This is a genomic window from Coprococcus sp. AM100_B19A, from assembly GCF_027662015.1.
Classification (GTDB): domain Bacteria; phylum Bacillota; class Clostridia; order Lachnospirales; family Lachnospiraceae; genus Allocoprococcus; species Allocoprococcus comes.
Window position 1 is genome coordinate 20,345 of sequence record NZ_JAQDKN010000015.1, and the last position, 21,392, is coordinate 41,736.

23 protein-coding genes and 1 pseudogene are annotated in these 21,392 nt (G+C 43.6%); 1 reads left to right on the top strand and 23 read right to left on the bottom strand.

The window, feature by feature from the left end; all coding sequences use genetic code 11:
• The first annotated feature begins 152 nt into the window (after positions 1–152).
• Positions 153–572 carry a DUF4418 family protein gene (locus PGQ33_RS13370; protein ID WP_055261133.1) on the top strand — a complete coding sequence of 140 codons (420 nt, stop codon included), beginning with the start codon at positions 153–155 and terminating at the stop codon, positions 570–572.
• A 171-nt stretch (positions 573–743) separates the two neighbouring features.
• Here PGQ33_RS13370 and PGQ33_RS13375 read toward each other — a convergent pair whose 3' ends face one another.
• From PGQ33_RS13375 to PGQ33_RS13480, 23 genes and pseudogenes are all read right to left on the bottom strand, one after another.
• Complete coding sequence (locus tag PGQ33_RS13375; protein WP_270205885.1) at positions 744–1,511, bottom strand: pseudouridine-5'-phosphate glycosidase; 768 nt, start codon at positions 1,509–1,511, stop codon at positions 744–746.
• A 264-nt stretch (positions 1,512–1,775) separates the two neighbouring features.
• Complete coding sequence (locus tag PGQ33_RS13380) at positions 1,776–3,176, bottom strand: zinc ribbon domain-containing protein (RefSeq protein WP_270205886.1); 1,401 nt, start codon at positions 3,174–3,176, stop codon at positions 1,776–1,778.
• A gap of 104 nt (positions 3,177–3,280) precedes the next feature.
• Complete coding sequence (locus PGQ33_RS13385) at positions 3,281–4,813, bottom strand: sigma-70 family RNA polymerase sigma factor (RefSeq protein ID WP_270205887.1); 1,533 nt, start codon at positions 4,811–4,813, stop codon at positions 3,281–3,283.
• A gap of 171 nt (positions 4,814–4,984) precedes the next feature.
• A complete protein-coding gene (locus PGQ33_RS13390; protein ID WP_270205888.1) occupies positions 4,985–5,473 on the bottom strand; it encodes a zinc ribbon domain-containing protein in 489 nt (162 codons plus the stop codon).
• Between the two features lie 98 nt (positions 5,474–5,571).
• Complete coding sequence (locus PGQ33_RS13395; protein WP_195502501.1) at positions 5,572–6,546, bottom strand: alpha/beta fold hydrolase; 975 nt, start codon at positions 6,544–6,546, stop codon at positions 5,572–5,574.
• A 120-nt stretch (positions 6,547–6,666) separates the two neighbouring features.
• Positions 6,667–6,771, bottom strand: coding sequence for a dockerin type I domain-containing protein (locus PGQ33_RS17165; RefSeq protein ID WP_082424237.1), 105 nt, complete (start codon positions 6,769–6,771; stop codon positions 6,667–6,669).
• A 130-nt stretch (positions 6,772–6,901) separates the two neighbouring features.
• Positions 6,902–7,858, bottom strand: a complete 957-nt coding sequence (locus tag PGQ33_RS13400) for a carbohydrate kinase family protein (RefSeq protein WP_270205889.1) — start codon at positions 7,856–7,858, stop codon at positions 6,902–6,904.
• Between the two features lie 18 nt (positions 7,859–7,876).
• Entirely contained in the window at positions 7,877–9,343 is a 1,467-nt protein-coding gene (locus PGQ33_RS13405) for a glycoside hydrolase family 32 protein (protein ID WP_270205890.1), read from the bottom strand.
• A 13-nt stretch (positions 9,344–9,356) separates the two neighbouring features.
• A pseudogene (locus tag PGQ33_RS13410) lies at positions 9,357–9,620 on the bottom strand (ABC transporter substrate-binding protein); the annotation flags it as partial.
• Positions 9,621–9,668: 48 nt separating this feature from the next.
• Entirely contained in the window at positions 9,669–11,303 is a 1,635-nt protein-coding gene (locus PGQ33_RS13415; protein ID WP_044999060.1) for a Na/Pi cotransporter family protein, read from the bottom strand.
• Positions 11,304–11,451: 148 nt separating this feature from the next.
• A complete protein-coding gene (locus PGQ33_RS13420) occupies positions 11,452–11,808 on the bottom strand; it encodes a SpoVA/SpoVAEb family sporulation membrane protein (RefSeq protein WP_022220978.1) in 357 nt (118 codons plus the stop codon).
• A 13-nt stretch (positions 11,809–11,821) separates the two neighbouring features.
• Positions 11,822–12,832, bottom strand: coding sequence for a stage V sporulation protein AD (spoVAD, locus tag PGQ33_RS13425; protein WP_022220979.1), 1,011 nt, complete (start codon positions 12,830–12,832; stop codon positions 11,822–11,824).
• A 16-nt stretch (positions 12,833–12,848) separates the two neighbouring features.
• Complete coding sequence (locus PGQ33_RS13430; protein ID WP_008372960.1) at positions 12,849–13,307, bottom strand: SpoVA/SpoVAEb family sporulation membrane protein; 459 nt, start codon at positions 13,305–13,307, stop codon at positions 12,849–12,851.
• 12 nt (positions 13,308–13,319) lie between these two features.
• Complete coding sequence (locus PGQ33_RS13435; protein ID WP_022220980.1) at positions 13,320–13,736, bottom strand: stage V sporulation protein AB; 417 nt, start codon at positions 13,734–13,736, stop codon at positions 13,320–13,322.
• Positions 13,726–14,361, bottom strand: a complete 636-nt coding sequence (locus PGQ33_RS13440; protein ID WP_022220981.1) for a stage V sporulation protein AA — start codon at positions 14,359–14,361, stop codon at positions 13,726–13,728. Before PGQ33_RS13440 ends, PGQ33_RS13435 begins: the two co-directional genes overlap by 11 nt.
• On the bottom strand, positions 14,345–14,527 hold the full coding sequence (locus PGQ33_RS13445; RefSeq protein WP_044999057.1) for a hypothetical protein: 183 nt from the start codon (positions 14,525–14,527) through the stop codon (positions 14,345–14,347). The genes PGQ33_RS13440 and PGQ33_RS13445 overlap by 17 nt, the downstream gene beginning before the upstream one ends.
• Positions 14,528–14,601: 74 nt before the next feature.
• Positions 14,602–15,321 (bottom strand): RNA polymerase sporulation sigma factor SigF, encoded by a 720-nt coding sequence (gene sigF / locus PGQ33_RS13450; RefSeq protein WP_008372953.1) that lies wholly within the window; start codon positions 15,319–15,321, stop codon positions 14,602–14,604.
• Positions 15,300–15,770 (bottom strand): anti-sigma F factor, encoded by a 471-nt coding sequence (gene spoIIAB / locus PGQ33_RS13455; RefSeq protein WP_270205891.1) that lies wholly within the window; start codon positions 15,768–15,770, stop codon positions 15,300–15,302. Before spoIIAB ends, sigF begins: the two co-directional genes overlap by 22 nt.
• A complete protein-coding gene (locus PGQ33_RS13460) occupies positions 15,770–16,084 on the bottom strand; it encodes an STAS domain-containing protein (protein ID WP_008372950.1) in 315 nt (104 codons plus the stop codon). Before PGQ33_RS13460 ends, spoIIAB begins: the two co-directional genes overlap by 1 nt.
• A 194-nt stretch (positions 16,085–16,278) precedes the next feature.
• Positions 16,279–17,649 carry a tetratricopeptide repeat protein gene (locus PGQ33_RS13465; protein ID WP_008372948.1) on the bottom strand — a complete coding sequence of 457 codons (1,371 nt, stop codon included), beginning with the start codon at positions 17,647–17,649 and terminating at the stop codon, positions 16,279–16,281.
• Positions 17,650–17,660: 11 nt separating this feature from the next.
• Positions 17,661–17,795: a hypothetical protein gene (locus PGQ33_RS13470; RefSeq protein ID WP_022220983.1), complete on the bottom strand. Its 135-nt coding sequence runs from the start codon at positions 17,793–17,795 to the stop codon at positions 17,661–17,663.
• Entirely contained in the window at positions 17,788–19,095 is a 1,308-nt protein-coding gene (locus PGQ33_RS13475; RefSeq protein WP_270205892.1) for a bifunctional folylpolyglutamate synthase/dihydrofolate synthase, read from the bottom strand. The genes PGQ33_RS13470 and PGQ33_RS13475 overlap by 8 nt, the downstream gene beginning before the upstream one ends.
• A 29-nt stretch (positions 19,096–19,124) precedes the next feature.
• Complete coding sequence (locus tag PGQ33_RS13480) at positions 19,125–21,332, bottom strand: LTA synthase family protein (RefSeq protein ID WP_270205899.1); 2,208 nt, start codon at positions 21,330–21,332, stop codon at positions 19,125–19,127.
• Positions 21,333–21,392: the final 60 nt, after the last annotated feature.

Genomic DNA, 21,392 nt, shown 5'->3' on the forward strand with positions numbered 1-21,392 from the left:
ATATCAGCATTTTGCACAAATGTAAAATTGTTATTTCTTATATACAATTTGATTTATTACAATTTTCTATAGTTTTTATCTGGTAAAAGTAAACTTATTAACCATAAGTATGTTATACTAAATACAATAAATTTTTAAAGGAGATATGAATTATGAATTCACAAAAATTATCCGGAGCAGTTTCCTGTCTTGCAGCAATTCTTATTCTTGCAGCAGATAAGATCTTTGCCCCGGTATGCAAAGGAACCATGGAACTTGCAAACGGAGGAGAATGCATGATGCGGTGTCATTATTATGGAATTGCACTGTTTCTTTTTGGTCTGCTCCTGCTTGCAGAATCCGTTCTTCTTTTCTTCGGAACACACGATTTTAAATTACCGGTTGTCATCATTATCACTGCTGTTCTGATCCTGCTTCTTAGCAATACTTCAATTGGCATTGGTATTTGTGCCAAGGCAGGTATGATGTGCCACAAAACTGCTCTTTGGGGAAGAATTGGTGCTGTTCTGGCAATCATCGGTGCCGGAATCAGTCTCTTTGTACATAAATCACAGATGCCACAGGCGAATTAGGATTCACGCAACAACATTTCAAACAGAATATCTGATTACCTTTCCTGTAATCTATAATCAGGAGTCAAAACTTTCTGTGTACGCAAAGAAGCCGGAGTCTGACCGATAACACAACTGCCTATATCCAGGCTTTTCTGTTATCAGCCAGATCCCAGCTTCTTTTTTCGCTCTTTAAAGTGTTTCTGCCACTTTCATATTTGCAATCAGTCCCCGCAGCTGAATCAATGAAGAATATCCATCAGTACAGTCATCAATCTTTCCATTTGCCGCAGGATGGAAATAGCGTCCTTCCTTCTCCGCTCTCTTTCCCTCGGCAATTGCTTCTCTCAAAATCTCCCTGTCTTCTATCCGCCTTTCTTCCGGGATTTCATTGATGATGAGCATTGGTGGCTTTACCGTTTCTGTACCGTTTTCTGCCTTTCCCTGCTGTTCAACTTTTTCTCCACAAAATACATAGCCGGTACAGTAATTTCTTTCTGTTCCGATCACCTTCACTCCGTGCGATATCAGCCAATCGATCGTTGCTTTCCGGTCCAGCATATCTTTTGGTCCTGCCGAGATCAGGATCACCGGAATCTGCTGAAGAGCCGGAAGATCCGGGCAGAGTTCTTCTCCTTTGATGTCCCCGATTCCACCCATTCCACAGGTAATTGCAACCGGAATTCCCATTTTCACACAGACTGCCATTGTCCCGGAAGCGGTAAGTGCGCCTGATTGCTTTTCCGCTAATGCCTTTTCCAGCAGATCACAGTCAATTCTTGGATAAGCGGCTGCCCGGCTTCTAAATTCAAGAAACTCATCGATATCCCCGATCCTGATTTCCCCATGATCAATCCAGGTGATCTTTTTTCCCGGATCTTGCCATTCTTTTTTTATTGTTTCATTTGATACCGATTTTAATCCATGTGTCAATAATGCTGATTCTACTAAATATTCCATCTGTTGTTATTCCACCTTTCTCCTTCTGGATATCAATCCCGTACTTTTTCTCATCATATCATACTTTTCCAGCTCAAATTAAAAAACCGGATAAAAATTTGCATTTCTACCCGGTTCCTGTATTATTTCAACAATTGCATCAGCTCTTCAAAAAAGCTTTTTGAGGTTTCTTCTGAAATCGTATAATCTGACGTTATCTCTTTAATGATCTTTTTCAACCATTCGTCCCATTTCATAGTCCACCTTCTTTTCCGCCAAAGGCTTCTATTTTGTATTGTCTACCGCATCCTCCACCAAAGAGTAATCGGCATTATCGCCCACAACATCTGCGTATAGATCATCCAGTGTCGGGTATCCATAATATTTCCATACCATGCTGGAAATACCGTCTGTCTTTGCATCAGTCTTGATCTTAAAGAAATTGCCAGGTGTTCCATAGTCAGACAGATCAATATCTGTATTTCCTTCCCCGTCTGCAAGAATTGTTCCATAATGCATATACCAGTAAACATCATTCACCTTGTCATAAGATCCATCATCATTACTGTACTGATCCCGTACTTTTACATGATAAATAAGATACAGTTCATTTCCATTGCCCACAACAGGCTCCAGCAGATAATCTCCCATATAAGTAAGGCTCTCCAGAGATTCGGAATCTACCCAGCTGCTCTCCACATGATCATTGTATTCCTGTTCCGCCCGGTCCTTCATTTGCTGCATTGTATCATCATCGATGTCACTGGCTGATGTGATATAATACCACAGTCCTTTTACGGTATATTCTTTTTCCCATTTTTCCGGCAGCTTTCCTATGTTGGCGGCATAGCTGTCTGCCATAGATTTATCCAGATATACTTTAATCTTGTCTCCGTTTGCCAATGTTCCATTTGATGCATCTGTCTGAAAATCAGCAGATGTAAGATCAGATCCTGTATAATCAAATGAAACGGCTCCTCCCGGGCTTATTCCGTTAAATGATACCTGCAGGTCTTTGAATGCATCAAATGTCTTAACCTCTTCCAGCCCTTTGATTTTATAGGTTTTATTTTTATATTTCAGGTTGCATTTCACATATTTTGCATAATCTTTATTGACATTCCAGTTGTATTTGACTTTATCTTTGTTGGAAAGATTGCTGTCCGATTTCATTTCCACACTAACATAGGACTGCAGTACCGCTACCGGTGATATGGAATCTGTATTTTTTCCATACTGTTCTTCAAATTCTTTTGTAAACTTCAGTCTGGAATCATATTTTTTCTGAATCTTCTCCCAGTCGATCTGCGGATATACATTTCCATATCCGTTATATCCTGTTGTTTCAAAGGTGACATACTTGTTCAGATCGATTGTTCTTCTTGCACGCGATATCAAAAGCCCTGCTGCGATCACTACAACGACAACCGCACATGCCAGACCGATCAGGAACTTGTTCAGTCCTCTTGATTTTTTATGTGTGAGTGATTTTGTTTCTGCTGTACTTGTTAGCGTCTCTTCTGTATTCTGGGCAACCTCTTCTTTCTGCTCTTCTGCATTCTGGACAGTCTCTTCTTTCTGTTCTGCTACATTTTTAGCAGGTTCTTCCTGTTCCAGTGGTTTTCCGCATGTTGCACAGAATCTTGAACCATCTGGATTCTCAGTTCCACAATTTTTGCACCTCATATCTCTTTTACATCCTTTCTGTATGCTATATTTTTCTCGTTTATATTATTAAGACGAGTCAAAATCTAGTTTGGTTTTAAAAACAAGAAAAAATTTTTATTTTTTTAATAATGACTGATCTGGTTGATGATCTCATGGTATGAAACAGCTTCATTGCCCAGTGCTTCCGGCTTTCTGTTTCCAAACAATTTCTTTAATTTCTTTTCATATTTCTTATTTGTGACTTCTTTTCCATCCCATTTATACTGGAAAACATAGTCTCCATTTTCATCATACTCCGGATTCGTATTATCTTCCATTCTACATTCGCCATCGCCGATCTGTAACCATTCCCCATCTTTGATTTCAAAAACGCGGTCATAAAAAACACCCATATTTCCGTCATTGTTGTCCAGTACATTGCCGCCCGGAATATACCACATCCCGATCCGGTAGATCTCTTCTTCCCGGATTCCATCCGGTGTACAGGTCGCTACGGTCGCACCATCCGCCATGCAGGATCCAACCCGCACGATCTCGGGTACATCATCTCCATTCATGTCAAAGAGTTCAAACCTTGTGTCATCACTCCACTTTCCAACCCAGTCTTTGTAAGCCGCCTGCCATTCTTCTTTGGTAACTTTCTGCTCTTTTGCCTGGTGGATATGATATCCCACGACAGCACCTCCGCCGATCACTGCCGCTCCTACAACTCCGGCAACAGCCTTTGTACCGATGATTTTCCCGGCTGCTTTTCCTGCCGCACTCTTTACAATCTTTCGTCCGGCTGCCTGCCCGTTCTTTACCGGATCTGTCTTCCTGATTCCACTTTTACCCGAACCGGTATTTCCGCTTGTGGGTGCACTTCCGCTTTTTACGATGCCGGCACCCTGTCTCACCAATTCTTTTCCAAATGAACCAGGCACCGATATCGTCTGCTCGCCCTCTCTGAGCATCCAAAGTATAAACGGAAGCGGCGCTACGCTGTATAATTTTGTTCCTTTTCTTTCCAGTTCTTCTACATCATTTCTGATCTTTTTCCGGGCATAATTCAGTCTGCTCTTTACTGTTCCGGTCGAACATCCAAGTGCATCTGCAATGTCTGCAACCGACAATTCCTCATAATAATACATCAGCACACACAGCTTCTGATCTTCTGGCAGACCGTCCAGAATTTCTTTCATCAATCGCTTTGTCTCTGCATAATCCACGGACTCTTCCGGTGAAAATGTCAGATTCTCATCTGCAATTGTATCTTCAAATTCCCGGTCATCATCCCCTGTCGGTATATCAGAAAATAGCTGCGGCTTCTTCTTTTTCAGCCAGTCTTTACATTTGTTTGCCACAATGCAGTTGAACCAGCTTTTCAACCGCTTTGGATCCTCAATCTGCTTCAGATTACGGAATGCAGAAATATAGGCATCCTGCATGATATCCATTGCATCCTGCTCATTTTTCACCATCTGAAGTGCGATTGCAAACCCTTGCACATAAGTCAGATTGTAAATTTTCTCCAGAGCGTTCTCTTCTCCGGCGGCAGCTTTTTCTATCATCTCTTTCAGATCATTTTTTTCTTGATAATTGACATTCTTCGCTCCACAGTTTCCGCAGAACTTCTGATCACTCCTGATTTCTTTCCCACATCTGGTGCAATACATGTTTTCTGTCCTCCAACGCATCAACCGGTCGTTCCTGTGTAAGCACAAATCTGTAACCGGCTCATCATATACATAAAAGACCGGATAGACTAACTCCTATCCGGCTTTTTGCATATACTCTTTCATTTTTTCATATTCTGACCTGCATTTCATCACTCGATGCTTTGCCTTCTAGTTTTCCTCAGTTGCCTTATCATCTTCTATTTTTGTTCCACAGTTTGTACAGAATACAGCCCCCTCTTCCAGCGGCTTTCCACAGGACTTGCACACTTTCACTTCTGCCTTTTCCTCCGGTTGTTCTGTCGGTGCTTCCAGTGCCGCTCCACAGTAAATACAGAATTTACTTCCAGGGTTCACTTTCTTTCCACACTGCGGGCAGATCTCTTCTGTCGATAATTTTTCAATCATCTCTTTGTTGACCGCGATCTCATCCTGCAGGGATTTGATCTGTGCTGCAAGCTCCGGCATCTTTTCCATGCATTCGTCCCTGTAATTGGCATAGTATGTACTGCCAATCTGGTAAATGACTTTTTCAATTTCTTTTTCTTTCGTCTTATTTAAATTTGTCAGGCGGAAAATCTCTGTCGTATCTTTTGCCTTCTGTGATAAATCCTGACCGGTTTCTGTCAGGCTGTTTTTCAGATTATCAAAAAATCCCATTTGTCTCATTCCTTTCTGTAAATTTTATCTTACCACTTTTCTTGCATTTATCAATAAGCAATTTGTATAATTTACAGCTACTTTACAATCTTTAAAAATCATGATTCAAAAAAATCAAACACTTTCTTCCAGTATTCTTCCGCAATCGTATTTTCCGCATTGAATATCTCATGCTTGGACTCCGGGAACTTCACAAGCTCGGCACTTTCCGGTCTGTTCTTGTTTAGTTTTCGCACAAAACGTTCCTGCGCTGCATTCGACACCAGATTATCCTTGCCTGCCGAAAAGAGCATGACAGGTGCTTTGATCTTCTTCCATCCGGTCTTTTCCAGATACCGGTTCAGACGCATTGCATTTCCGAGCCATCCATAAGACGGTGCGTTCAGATGATAATGGGCTTCCTTCGTCCTTTTTTCTTCATAATACTCAAATCTCGGACGGGAAAGGGAGCAGCTCTCTTCAAATTTTCCTGGCTCCTTGTATGGCTTCTGACCGACTACATATTTTTTATTCCTTCCCACCTTGCAGGATGTCTTTGCGATCGCCTTTGCCACATGCCACGGCACCCCTCCGGTCAGTGGGCGGATCATCGGTGACGACAGAATTACCTTCTCAAACATTTCCGGTGCTCTTGCCGCAACTGCTGCCGCAATTCCGCCTCCCATAGAATGTCCGTACAGATAAATCTTCATCCCCGGATTGTCCTCTTTTGCCTTCTTGGTTACAAAGATAAAGTCCTCTACATAACGTTCAAAGCTGTCCAGATGCACCAGGGATTCATCTTCTGTCAGACGATAGCTGAAGCCATGTCCGCAGTGCTCCGGAAGATATACGCTAAAACCTTCTTTTGCAAAATAATAGGCGATCTCCTTATATTTTTCCGCGTTTTCAATAAATCCATGTGACAACATCACAACCGCATGTGGGTTCTCCGGAACATAATGCATACAGTGGATCTTCTGCCCTGCATGTCTTTCCAGATAGAATTCCGTTCCGATAGATACAAGATACGGTTCTACGATGGTCTGCATTTCTTCTTTGTAGTTACTTTCCTGTAAAATAGGTGTCTGCATGTGTGATAACCTCCCCGATAGATTTTGGTTCGTACTTTTTATTTTCTGATATGATTATAGCAGAGAGGGGAACTCTCTGCTATAGGATTTCTGTATACAGTTCTTTAAAGTTGTTCAAAATTATAAAGTTGCGCTTTTTCCACTTACATAATTCAGCAATCGCATTAAATCTGTAATCGTTACGTTTCCATCTCCATTGATATCCGCTGCATGACTTTCGAATATCCTTTGGCTTAAATATCATATGCATCACAAGTTAATTATAACAGAAAGAAAGACCTTGAGTTCATTATAAACTCTTGGTCTTTCTTTTTTTGGGGACTATTCTTTTTTCACAGCCCCTTTCTCTCCACATTTAGTGATGTCCTGCAATCAATGCCTCAATTTCTTCCGGTCGTGGCATCACCCGCAATGCTCCCTTACGTGTTGTGATAATTGATGCGGCAGCATTTGCATAAGTCAGCATTTCCTTTAAATTTTTCTCAGTCAGATTTTCTAGTCCATGTTTACATATGTAATGCAAAACACATGCGCAAAATGTATCTCCGGCACCAGTTGTTTCTATTGTATTTTCGTTTATAAAAGGTGCTTTTTCAACCATCCTGTCCTGATAATAAGCTCTACTGCCTTCTTTTCCCATAGATACCAGGATAAGCGGGATATCATATTTCTCCCTGATCCATTTTACAGCCTCTGTATAGTCATTTTTTCCTGTCAGCCACTGAATTTCATTATCTGAAATTTTCAGGATATGACACTGTCCCAGACCATACAATACCTGCTCTTTTGCCTCATCCATTGTATTCCACAGTGGCTCACGTATATTAGGATCAAATGAAATGATCGCACCAGCCTGTTTTGCAATTGCAACTGCTTTTTTTGTCGCTCTGCGTACTTTCTCATGTGTCATAGACAGGGTCCCAAAATGAAAAATCCGTGTCTCAAGAATTAATTCCTCTGGAATTTCCTCTTCTGTCAGCATCATATCCGCTCCCGGATCTCGATAAAAAGAGAAATCTCTGTCTCCATCCGGATAAGTATGAACCAATGCCAATGTCGTATGTACTTTATCATCTTTTCTCAGACCGGTCACATTGATTCCAATTGCTTTAATTGCATCTTCCAATTGCTTTCCAAAAAAATCATTTCCTACTTTTCCAATAAAAGCCGTTTTGTGTCCCAACTTCGTTAACATTGCCAGGACATTGCATGGTGCCCCTCCCGGATTTGCCTCAAACAATGGGTTTCCCTGGCTACTAATACCATTTTCTGTAAAATCAATCAGCAATTCCCCTAAAGCTACTACGTCCATTTCTTATTCTCCTGCTTTTTACATTATAATATCATGCTTTTCAACACTCATTGTCATTTTCTTATCGCTGAAAAAATAAATATCTTTCGCATTCAGAGGCGTACAGATTGCAGTGGTCGCCGTCTGCTGTCCATCATTAATAAAAAGTTCGATCGAATGATAATCCAGGATAAAACGCATCTTTTTAAGCCCTGCCGGATCCTCAATTCTGAATTTTCGTACACATACCACATCTTTTGTAACACCGCAGTATGTACGGTCGATTTCCAGAAGTCTGGTTTCCTTATTATAGGTATAACTCGTTTCATACTCACTATCTGCTGCCAGTTTGATAGAAAAGATTGTATTTTCTCCATCTTCCAGTGTCACCGTAAGATCAATTGTGCGTCCCTCTACTCCTGCAAGCACTGTCTCGCCTTCGATTTCTGCGTGTTCATAGCAACATGGATTCTGATGATAATTTTCCAGTTCTTTCACCGGATTTTGCCAGATACGGTTTTCTTTTATCTCCAATTCTCTCGGAAATGTCATCATTCCCTGCCAGTCCTGCGAATTCGGTATCACACAGGCATCCCATGATTTCATCCATGCGATCATGATCCGTCTGCCATCCGGAAGTTCTGTTGTCTGTGGAGCATAGAAGTCCATACCATAGTCAAGTGTATGCGGCTGTTCTTTGCTGAATCTGCATCTGTTTGCATCGTAGTCTCCCAAAAAATACACCGAATTATGTCCATTGTGAAACTCATATTTCCGCGCCTTCATATCCTGTGGCGAACAGATCAGCACATGTCTGTCTTTTAAAGCAAAGAAATCCGGGCATTCCCACATCGTTCCTATATCACCATTTTCATTTGATGCCAGAATTGTCTCAAATTTCCAGTCTGTCAGATTTTTGCTCGAACAAAGCACAACTTGCCCAACCTGATTATCATTCTTATTTCCAACGATTAGATAATAGGTATCGTTTTCTTTCCAGATCTTCGGGTCACGGAAATCAATCCGGCTGCATCCTTCTGGAAGCATCTCACCTGTTACAACCGGATTCTTTTCATACTTTACATAATCTTTTCCATCACCAAATGCAATACACTGATTCTGCCGTTCCTGCTCACTTCCATCTGCCTGCTTTACTCTGGTAACTCCGGTATATACAAGTACATGCTTTCCATCTGCTTCGATCGCACTTCCGGAAAAACATCCTGCCTTATCATATTCCTGATCCGGTGCAATCGCTGCCGGAAGCTGCTCCCAGCGGACCATATCGTCAGTCACACTATGTCCCCAATGCATTGGTCCCCACTCTCTCTGATATGGATTGTACTGATAGAACAAATGTATTTTCCCATCATATACGGAAAAACCATTCGGATCATTGATCCATCCGGTCGGTGCCGTAACATGGAACAGTGGTTTGGTCGTTTTCTTTACATACACTTGTTTTTCTGTCTCATAATTTCTTGCTTTTTCTAACATCTCACTCATGCATTTTCTCCTGCTACTTATTCTCTTCTGAAAGCGATTTCTGGTACTGATCGAAATACTTCTGTTTAATAGCCAGATAATCGGAAAGTCCGTACTTTTCCATTTTATCAAGGTAAGAATCCCACTCTTTTTCGATTCCACCATTTAAGATCCAGTCGGCTTTCTTCTGCTCTGCATATTTTTTGATGTCGGTATCATACTGTGACACTTTATTGGTATCTTCGATACTCATGAATACATTTGGATATACATATTTGCTGTTCATATCTTTCAGAAAAGTGCATGTAGCCGTCAGGCCACATGCACTTTTGCATTTTCCTATCTTCTATTCCGCCAGCACTTCTTCCGCAATATTTCTGGCATGGTCGGAAATTCTTTCCAGGCATACCAGAGAATCAAGGAATACCACTCCGGCTTCTGTGTTACACTGCTGGTTGGTAAGACGCTTAATATGCTTTGCGCGGAGGGAAATCTCCAGCCCGTCTGCCTCTGTTTCTTTCTCGATGGTCTTTAACGCACTTTCGCGGTCATTGGACTCAAAGGCTTCCAACGCATACAGATAACTTGCAATGCAGACATCCAGCATCTTGTTCAGATGTTCCACTCCAACCTCAGAGAAATCCACCTGCTTTTCCAGCAGTGATTCCGCGAACTCAGAAATGTTTTCGCAGTAATCACTGATACGTTCCATATCCGACACGATCTGGAGCATATGCGCCACCTCTTCATGCTCACGTTCATTGATCTGCAGAGTCGACAGCTTGATCGCATAGGATGTGATACCGGCACTTAACCGGTCTACCTTGCTTTCTTCTTCCTTCAGGAACGCAATCTGTTCTTCTTTTCGTTCGAACATAACTTTTCTTGCAACCTCCAGAGAATCCGCAACCACATGTCCCATTCGGACAAGCTCGGAAACGGTTGACTGAATCGCGATACCAGGGGTCTCCAGCATACGGTCATCCAGAAGGACTACACTTTCATCCTGTACCTCTTCTTCCACATGTCCGATCTTCTTGGCAAGCTTGATGATCCAGTCAGAAACCGGGAACAGCAGAACGGTTGTCACAATATTGAATACCGTATGCACCATACTGATCTGTGTCTGGGTGATATTTCCATGCGCCCATGCCGGATTCACAATACTCAGATATGCGATCGCAATAATACTGAAAATGATCGTTCCGATGATATTAAAGATCAGATGCATCAGCGCTGCGGTTTTCGCATTTTTCTTTGCACCCACACTGGACAGGATTGCAGTTACGCAGGTACCGATATTCTGTCCCATGATAATATAGATTGCTGCGCCAAACGGTACAAGACCTGCTGCTGCAAGGCTCTGCAGGATTCCGACCGATGCAGATGAGCTCTGGATGATCGCCGTAACGGCTGCACCCGCCACAATTCCAAGCAACGGATTGTGTCCCAGTGATACGAAAATATTGCAGAATGCTGCATTATCTTTCAGTGGTTCCACCGCTGAGGACATGGATGAAATCCCGACAAATAAAAGTCCGAAACCAACCACAATACTTGCGATATCTTTTGTCGAACGCCTCTTTCCGGTCAGCATAATGATCACACCGATCATGATCGCAACCGGTGCCAGATTGGACGGACTTAAAAATTTGGCCCATTCTACACTGGATACCAGCCATCCGGTAACTGTTGTACCGATGTTCGCACCCATGATAACTCCCATCGCCTGCTGAAGGTTCATGATACCGGCATTTACAAAACCGACTACCATGACGGTCGTCGCAGATGAGCTCTGGATCACTGCGGTAATGAACGCTCCAAGCAATACGCCGAAGAACTTATTCTTTGTAAGTGCTTCAAGCAATGACTTCATCCGGTTGCCGGCAGCATTCTCCAGCCCCTGTGCCATGATCTGCATTCCATAAATGAACATACCAAGGCCTCCGACAAACGGAATAATGATACTTGTGTACTTCATAGTCGTGTTATCTCCTCTTATGTACTTTTTCTTTTTCACTCTGATTCTTATTTTACAGGCCATTTACACAGCCACGATTTCATCTTAACATCATTTTTCTCTCTGTACAATAAATTTTCTTTCGTAGTTCTGACGAAAAATATTCCCATTACCCCTTCATCTTTGGTTCAAATATCCATGATGCAATGTACCCAAAAATCAATGCGCCGCTGATTCCTGCCGCACTTGCCTTGAATCCTCCAAGAAAAATTCCGATAAATCCTTCCTTGTCGACTGCCTCTTTTACCCCGTTCCATAAAGTATTTCCAAAACCGAGCAATGGCACGCTCACGCCTGCCCCCGCATACTCCTGCAGTGGTTTAAATATCTGTACAAAACCAAGAATACAGCCAAGTACCACCAGGCTTACCATGACTCTTCCCGGCATCATTTTCGTCCGGTCAAGCAGGATCTGCGCCAGTGCACAGATGAGTCCTCCTACCCAGAATGCATTGATATAGTCCATTTTCTTTCCTCCTTTAACAATGTTCCAGCACAATTCCATGTGCAATTCCCGGAACGCTTTCTCCTTCATTGAAGCTGACCGTCGACATCAGCGCCCCCGTTGGTACAAAAAGGATCCTTTTCCACTCCCCCGATATCAGCTGTGGCATAATATATGCTGCAAGAGTGATCGCCGCGCAGCCGCAGCCGCTTCCACCGGAATTGGTATGCTGTGTCTGCTGATCGAAGATCGTCATTCCGCAGTCCATATGATTTTCTTTGATATCCAGCCCTTTCTTACGAAGCAGGTCAAATAAAATCGATTGTCCCACATAGCCCAGGTCTCCGGTAATGATCCGGTCGTAATCCTTTTCACCCCTTCCAAAATCCATAAGATTCTGCAGAATCGTATCACACGCTGCCGGTGCCATACACGCTCCCATATTCTGTGAATCCTTCAGCCCATAATCCACAATTTTCCCAATCGTCACTCCACTGATCCGCACCCGGCTTTTCTTTTTTCCTACCAGAAAGGCTCCGCTTCCTGTCACTGTCCAAGTAGAAGAAAGTGGTCTCTGATTCGCATAGCCAAGTGGAAAACGGAATTCTTTTTCTGCACTTCCAAAATGACTCGATGTTGCAGCAAGCACCAGATCTCCATAGCCTGCCGCCACAGTCATTGCAGCAAGGGCAAGTGCCTCTCCGGATGTGGAACATGCGCCGAAAAGACCAAACACCGGAATCTGAAGTTCTTCCGCCCCCATCGATGTAGCAATTCCCTGTCTTAAAAGATCACCGCCAAAGAGATAGCGTACCTCCTCCGGTTGTACTCCCGCATTTTTCAATGCCAGCTTACACGCAAGCTTCTGCATTGTTCCTTCTGCAAGCTCCCAGGTTTTCTCTCCGAAAAGGTCATCCTCCGATGCAATATCAAAATATTTTCCAAGTGGCCCTTCTCCTTCTTTTTTTCCGGCAACCGATCCGGCGCTTACCAGATACGGACTTTCCGAAAATGCAATACTCTGCGTTCCTTTCATCGCATTCATGTCCATCCCTCCTTGCTCACACAATTCCGATCAGCGTCCCAATCCAATAGAGCAGTCCCAGAACCCAGCTGGTGAAAACTCCGTACAGGATCACAGGTCCTGCGATCGTAAATATCTTGCAGCCAATTCCGAAAACCTGCCCCTCTTTTTTGTATTCAATTGCCGGCGCCGCAACGGAATTGGCAAATCCGGTGATCGGCACCAGTGCTCCCGCTCCTCCCCAGTTCGCGATCTTCGGATAGATTCCAAATCCGGTCAGCACCACACTTGCCAGGATCAGAATCAGTGAACACCAGCTTGCAGAAATATCCTTTGACATTCCCGCCTTTTCGCACGCATTTAAGATCGTCTGTCCAATCGTACAGATGATCCCGCCGGTCACGAATGCTTTTGCCATCGCAGGTCCAGGCTTCCTGACCGGTGTTTTCTCTTTTACATATGTTTCATACTCTTTTTCTTTCTCTTGTTGCTTCATTTTCTCCTCCAGTTACCATCTTTTATAGAAAAACAGAAGTGCTCCAAGGCTTTTCCCAAGCGCCATCCCAAAAATCAGCCATGGCACACATTTCAGAATTTTGATCCTCCGGATAAAAATCGGAAAAATATTCAGGATTTCCGCAAGTGCCATTGACCAGCAACCAACAAAAATTCCGGAAAAAAGTCCAAACACCGGAACGATCCATTTGCCGCCAGGCATCGCGAGCCCGTATACCCAGAAAATATTTCCAAGGATCCCACCTGCCATAATGCAGTTTTCATACAGCATGACATGCTTCCCGGTATGTGTCCGGTCTGCAAAATCTGACACTACGCCAAGTCCGATAATAAATGAAAACAGTCCTGCCGCGACTGCAAATCCGGATGCAAGACCAACCACCGCCACCAGAATCTGCCTAATCCACATCGACTTCTTTTTCCTTTCTCGCATAAGCTTCGATCAAAGTTTCCTGAATATCATTTTCATACAAACGCATTTCCACTTCCATCGGCGTCGGATCTGCTGTAAATTTCTTTCTTCCTAAATGATTGAAGAAAATCAGGATCCCTACGATCAGCCCGATGCAGTAAGTCAGCTCTATCAGGGTAAATCCATTCGATTCTTCTCCGGTAAGAAGCAGATAAATCCGGGAAAACATCTTTGTCACCGACACATCATTGTTAAATGCCATGATGGAAAATGCTGCTCCGATAAATGTGATTCCCGCAACTACAACCACTTTAATTCCCTGCCAGATAGCATTTCGTTTTTTCTCCCCTTCATAGGTAATGATCAGGTCACTTTCTCCTTCGTTCTGAATCTGTAGTCCGGGAATTTCCCGATGGATACATTCTATGATTTTCAGAACAGACACCACATATCTGTGCTGTTCTTTTTTCGGGATTTTCAGGATCCGCAGTGGTTTAATCCTGTTCATGATGGAAGAATTGCTGCATTCCATTGTCAGGATATCTCCCAATGTCACATTTGGTTCTTTCACCTCGGTATTCTTTTCCCCTTTGATATAAAGTATTTCATTTCCCGAAGACATCTGTATCCGTCCTTTCTTTTACCGGTAGCGCCTGCCAGATCAGCGTTCCTTCACTTACCTGGTCTGTCCCCCGGACGTCATTATAATAGTAGATCATTCCGATCAGAACAGCTGTCAGCAGGGCACAAAGAACACAGCCCCAGATATATTTTTTTCTTCTTTCCAATCGCATCCGCCTCCTTTGTGATCTGTTTCAGATAGGAAATAGTATCCCTGTTTTTCCAGAAAACATACATCCTTTTATTCTTTTGCGTGTTCCCGCATGGTTTTCAGGATCTTTTTCTCCATCCGCGATACCTGCACCTGGGAAATTCCAAGCTCTTCGCCGATTTCTGTCTGCGTCTTATCTGCAAAATAGCGCAGATACAGAAGCTTTCTCTCGTCTTTTTTTAATTCTTTTATCAGCTCTGTAAGCAGAAGATGATCCAGGATCTTTTCTTCTGCACCGCCTGTATCTGCAATCTTTTCCAGCAGCATTACTTCATTTCCATCTTTCATACCGACCGGTCTGTGAAGCGATTCCACTTCTCCTGCTGCCTCCATCGCCATCACCAGCTCCTCTTTTTCCACACCCGTTTCTTCCGCAATTTCTTCCAGCAGCGGTTCTCTTCCAAGCTTTTCCGTGAGCGCCTCCTTTGCCTGATATGCTTTATATGCAATCTCTTTTAAGGAACGGCTGACCTTCAACATCCCGTCATCACGCAGGAAACGCTTTATTTCTCCTGTGATCATCGGAACTGCATAGGTAGAAAATTTCACATCATAGCCCAGATCAAACTTATCGATCGCTTTTAAAAGCCCGATGCTTCCGATCTGAAATAAATCCTCTGCCTCTGTGCCCCGTCCGTAAAATCTTTTCACCACACACCAGATCAGACCGGTGTTTTCCTCCACAAGCTGTGCCCTCGCATTTTCATCCCCTTCGTGAGCCCGTCTGATCAATGCGATTGTGTGGTCCATACAGCTTCCTTCTTTTCCCCTCCTGTCGTTTTCTTCATCCAAACCGTAGTCCCTTTTCCAGGCACAGATTCCACCTGTACTTCATCCATAAATGCCTCCATAAATGCAAATCCCATCCCGGACCGATCCATATCCGACCTGGTCGTATAGAGTGGCTCCATCGCCTGCTCCACGTTTTCGATACCGATGCCCTGATCCTTCACTGTGACCAGAATGGTCTTCTTATCTTTTTCAATCCCGCACCAGACCGTGATCTTTCCGGACGTCCGGCCCTCATATCCATGAATAATGCTGTTCGTCACTGCTTCGGAGACCGCTGTCTTCACGTCTGCTACTTCCTCCAGAACCGGATCCATCTGCGTCATAAACGCAGCCACTGCCACCCTTGCAAATCCCTCATTCTCCGATCTGCTGTCAAAAACTACTTCCATCTCGTTAAAATATTCCATTACATCATTCCCTCCTCATAAATCTGTATGATCTTCGTCACGCCGGACATATTCAGAATCTGCCGCATCCGTTCACTTGTATGTATCGCCCATACTTCCCCGCCAAGAAGAAAGATATGCCGGTACCGTCCCATGATCACTCCAATCCCGGAACTGTCCATAAAATTCGTTCTTCCAAAATCAAAGATCACATATTTGATATGTTGCTCCTCGATCACCTTATCCGCCTCCCGTTTGATCTCCTCCGCATTGTGATGATCCACCTCCGCCGGAAGAAAAATCGTAAGACAATTTTCTTTGATCTGATACTGCATTTTTGCTTAAACCCCTTTCTGTCTTTTTTATTTATACAAATACGCCAATAGCCTTGATGGATTTATAAAAAGAGTGCGCATTTACAGCACGTAGTGCTTTTTGTTTTATAGGAAGTTCCTTCGGAATTTCCTATAAAACAAAAAGAGAAAGTAACGCCTTTTTTCGCTACTTTCTCTTTTGTGCCTTTTATATTTTATTGTCCCTGGGTGCCTGTTCCACCGGAAGTATTCTCCGAAGTTCCATCTGATCCCATTGCATCCAGTGCGCTCTGTGCCGAATATGCTGCCTGTGTTCCCGGATAATCGGTCGCTGCTTTTTCGTAATTGCTCTTTGCATTGTCCTTATCACCTTTACCGGCATACGCGTCTCCAAGAAGCTTGTACACACCACCATCACTATAAGAGTCATCCATCTTCTGGATCTTTTCAAGATCCGAAATGGCATCATCATAATTTCCACTCTGCACTTCATACTGCGCGGTCGAATACAGGCTCACACATACTCGCGGGAACACGGAACCGGAGATCGAATCGTAGATTTTCTGTCCCTCTTCTCCCAACGAATCCCTGTTCAGTCCAAGCAACGTATCTGCCATATCCGCATTGCTCGTTGTTCCGCCATAATACTGCTGATATACCTTGATCAGGGCATCATAGCTGTCCTGTGTGGATGCGGCGGTCTGCTTTGCCGATTCTACCTCATCACTGCTGTTACGGTATCCCTCCAGTTCATCCTTAAGCGTCTGGATCTGTGTCTTCTGTGAAGCTATCTGCTCGCTTAGTGCAATGACATTCCGGTTTTTTGTAGACGACTTTGTCTGGTTTACCGCCGGAGCGATCAGGAACCACACCACTGCCGCTCCAACCACCATACCGATCAGAATATTGACAACTGTCATCACTGCCGCATTATCTCGCAGTGTTGCTGCAGGCTGGATGATCGTCTCATTTCCCAGATTGTATGTGACAACCGACTGTCTGCCATGCTTTTCCTCTTTAATATGTGCAACCTGCCGATTCCGCTGACGGTTCAGCTCATGCATATACCGGAGCGTAATATCATTCGTCACATCCAGCTTGAGTGCCGTCTTCAGGCTCTGTCTTGCTTTGGAATACTGTCCGGAATGCATATAAAGAAGTGCCAGAAGCTGATATGCCTTCAGGAAAGACGGATGTGCCACAACCACCTTTTTCAGCTGGATGATCGCAAGATCTTCTCCATTCTGTCTACAGTATCCAAGACACTGGTTGTATTTGTGAACTGCCTGATTCACCTTCTCCAGCTCACTTGGATTATCCTGAACCTTACTGATATAGTAGCTGGCAATATTCTCTGAAGCCCTGAAGTTTTTACTGATGATCCACTCTACAAGAGCCTCCGCTACTTCTCCACGTCCATAATAGACAAGTCCGAGAAGATTCCTCGCTGTGATATTTTCTCTGTTAAACTGCAAACTTCTTTTTAACGACACAATTGCCCCGGACAGATCCCGGATCTGCGCTTTCTTCAGTCCATCATTGTACCAGTAGTTCGACTGGTACTCGAGTTTCTGCTTATAGTCCATCAAAATCTCCCCTATTTTTTCTGATCCATCATCTCTCTTAAGATATCTGTCATATCAGACAGATCCTCCTGATATACTGCATTCTCGATATCTTCTACTTCCAGACTTGGTTTGAACTTCTTAAGTTCTTCTTCAAAATTAAGCATCTTGTCCTCCTATCAGTTCTTTTAACTCCCCTATCAGATAGAGCGACCCCAGACAGTAAAGTTTCCCTTCGCTGCCCTTTTCATTCAGTGCACGTGTAAATGCATCAGCAAGCGTGTCCTCCCGATAGACCGGTCTGTCTGTATACTTCCGGAACAACGCGGCAAGTGTATCTGCCTGCGCTCCCCTTTTATTATCTACTTTGGCAATGACATAATCATCTGCTTTCGATTCTCTGCATAAAAGCTCGATCATATGACTATAATCCTTATCTGCAACGGCTGAAAAAAGGATTATCAGTGGATGGATTTCCCCTTCCACCTCTCTTTGCAGCCGGATACTCTTTGTAAATTCACGGATTGCCGCAAGATTATGCGCCCCGTCAAAGATAACTCCGGGAAGAACCTCTTCCATTCTTCCCTGCCATTTAACAGATGCAACCACCTTCTGCCATTTGCAGATTTCTGCCTTTTCGCCAAATGTATATCTCATCGCCCGGATTGCAAGTGCTGCGTTCATCACCTGATAGATTCCGGTGCTAGCCACCTGCCATACGGTATTATTATCATACTCATCCAAAATAGAAAAAGCAATATGTTTGTCTGTAATTTCTCGAATTTTCAACGCATCTTTTTCCATTTTATACCACGGTGCTTCTACATTTTCGGCAGTTTCTTCTATAACCCGACTACTTCTTTCATCAGAGCCGTCAAAAAATACCGGTACGCCTTTTTTGATGATTCCGGCTTTTTCTCCCGCGATCTTTTCAATCGTATCTCCAAGGATCTCTGTGTGATCCAGTCCGATCGATGTGATCACGCTCAGGAACGGATGCTCGAAGGAATTAGTCGCATCCAGCCTTCCGCCAAGTCCTGTCTCCAGTACAATATACTCTGCATCATTCTCTTCAAATGCAAGCATACCCATTCCATACAGGAATTCAAAATAAGAAGGATGTTCCATCCCTTCCTTTTCCAGTTCTTCTGCCACCTGCCGCACCTTTGCAAAAATCCGGCAGAAGGTATCATCGTCAATATCTTTTCCATTGATCCGGATCCGCTCGTTGAGCTTCACCAGATGTGGTGATGTAAAAAATCCGACACGCTTTCCCTCAAAAAGAAGAATCGCCTGCATATATGCGCAGACGCTTCCCTTTCCGTTCGTCCCTGCCACATGAAGAACCTTTCTTCCCTGGCAGGGATTCCCCAATCTTCTCATAAATTCACGGGTATGCAAAAGCGTATGCTTCTTTGTAAATTTTGGTATGTCCTCTATATATCGGACTACTTCTTCATACTTCACAATCTTTCCCGTCTTTCTTAAGCGGAACTCTACTGCTGCCCGCTCTTTTCTTCTTTATTATTCTGATCCTGCTGTTCTCCGGACTGTCCGGCATTTTCTGTCTTCTGCTGATCGCCGTCCATCTTTGCAGAATTCTTCTGTTCTTTTACTTCATCTGTATATTCCAGGATTTTTCCATCCATGTAAATATATTCTCTTGAAGTCCTGAAGATGGTATTGCTTGATCCGACCTGGCTGACCGTAATGATGTCTCCATCCTTCAACTTACTGTCCGGAAGTTCGATCCTTGTATTATTGAGGAAAGTAGATTCCTGCTTTTCATCATTGATGTAAACCTTGCTCCATTTAGTAAAGTTTGTTCCGTAGAGGCTGTAGGTCTCATCCAGATTTTCTACAAGATCCGTGAGCGTAACCTCCTTGATCCCCATCTGCATATGGCCTTCTGTGATCGGCGGCTTACCATTGTATACATACTGGTCTCCATACAGAATATCATACTGTAACAGCTCCAGATCCTTCAGATAATCCTTTGTCTGGCGTCTCTGCTGGTGATAGTTGAATACCGTACCGGAATGTAATCCCAGGCGGTCCATCACATCCGCCATGATCTGGTAGGACGGAATGTTCCGGTCCTCTTTCTGAAGTCCAAGATTGTCCCAGATCACATAATTTGTATTGTACAGATAACGGTTCTTCATATCCTTTGCTTCCAGTCCCATTGTCGGCAGATGGTCACCATAGAATACGACCACAGTCGGCTCACCGCGTTCTTCCATCATTTTTACCAGATTACCGGCAAACTGATCCATCTCATATACCTGGTTCACATAGTATTCCCAGGCATTGTTCTTCTCTTCTGTCGGTGCTCCTGTTACGGTGATCTTCGGGTTCTCAATCACCTTTTCTGTCGGATAATTTCCATGTCCCTGTACACTGACTGTAAATACAAAATCCTCCTGCTCGGTAGAGTCCAGAGCGTCTTTGATGTGCGTCAGAAGAATATCATCCTTCGACCATCCATTCTCTGTTGTCTGGAGAATATTCATAAACTCTTTACTTGTAAAGCTGTCAAAACCAATATTGTTAAATACCTTCGCACGGCTGTAGAAATTACCACCGTTGTTGTGAATCGCATGGGTTCCGTAACCGAATGCAGAAAATGCAGTTGCTGCACTTTCACATACCTGATTCTTAAGCTTTGTCTTATAAGGATACTCGCCCGGTCCGAAATAACGCAGGTTCATACCTGTCAGCACTTCAAATTCTGTATTGGCTGTTCCGGCTCCTACCGAAGGAACCTTAAAATATCCGGAAGAATAATTTTCAAACATCTTGCGCAGATTCGGAATCGGATCCTCTGACATCTGCAGATCCTCATATTCAATAGGATCAAAGAAAGATTCCAGCTGTACAAACAAGACATTCGGTCTCACACCATTGTCGGATGTGCTCTCTGTCATCTCTCTATTATCCGTGATCTTCTCGATCGTGTCTTTGTTATAATCATTCGGTTCTGAAATACCTGTATTAAAAAGGCTGGCCGAGAAACAATACGGAAGTCCGTAATCCTGATAAGCAAATGCGATATTTCCAAAGTAAGTAGAAATAATCCTCTTATCTACAGCAACATTTGTCAGTACAGAATATCCAAAAAACGCTGCAACAACAATAATCAGCATCGGGATCCTGTGCATCTTTCCTTCATACTGTCCGGCACGTCTCCACATGGCAACCAGCCAGATGAGCAGTGCCGGAACACCAATTCCCATCATCACAAGCTCTGCCACCGAGAAATAGTTTGTAAACAGTGACAGTCCTTCTGTAAATGTCTTTAGATCCTGTGCATTAAACGGCGTAACACGCTTTGCCAGCATCACTCCGTTGACAACACCCAGAAAGAGCCACAATGCACTGATGATCAGTCGTGTAAACACCCGGCGCCGCACCAGATAAGCGATTAAAAGTGTAACGAAAATCATTCCGGCATTGTACAAAAATACCAGCGGTGTTCCTGTCATATACTGCCAAGCTGCAATTGCAGAATGTCTGGACAGTGCTTCAATGATAAAGTTAATGATACAAGCCCACAGTGCCTGAAGCGGCAAAGAGAACCGGTTCATTATCTTATAGTACGGTGCCATCTTTTTTGCGAATTTGCTGTTTCGCCGCTTTTCAAGAATCTGCTGTCTTCGCTCATGCTGCTTTTTTAAATGCGCCTTTATATCTCCTGGCTTCATATTCTTCAGCTTCTGCCATTTTCCTTTCAGATCCGGTTTTTTCCACTGAATCTTTTTAAA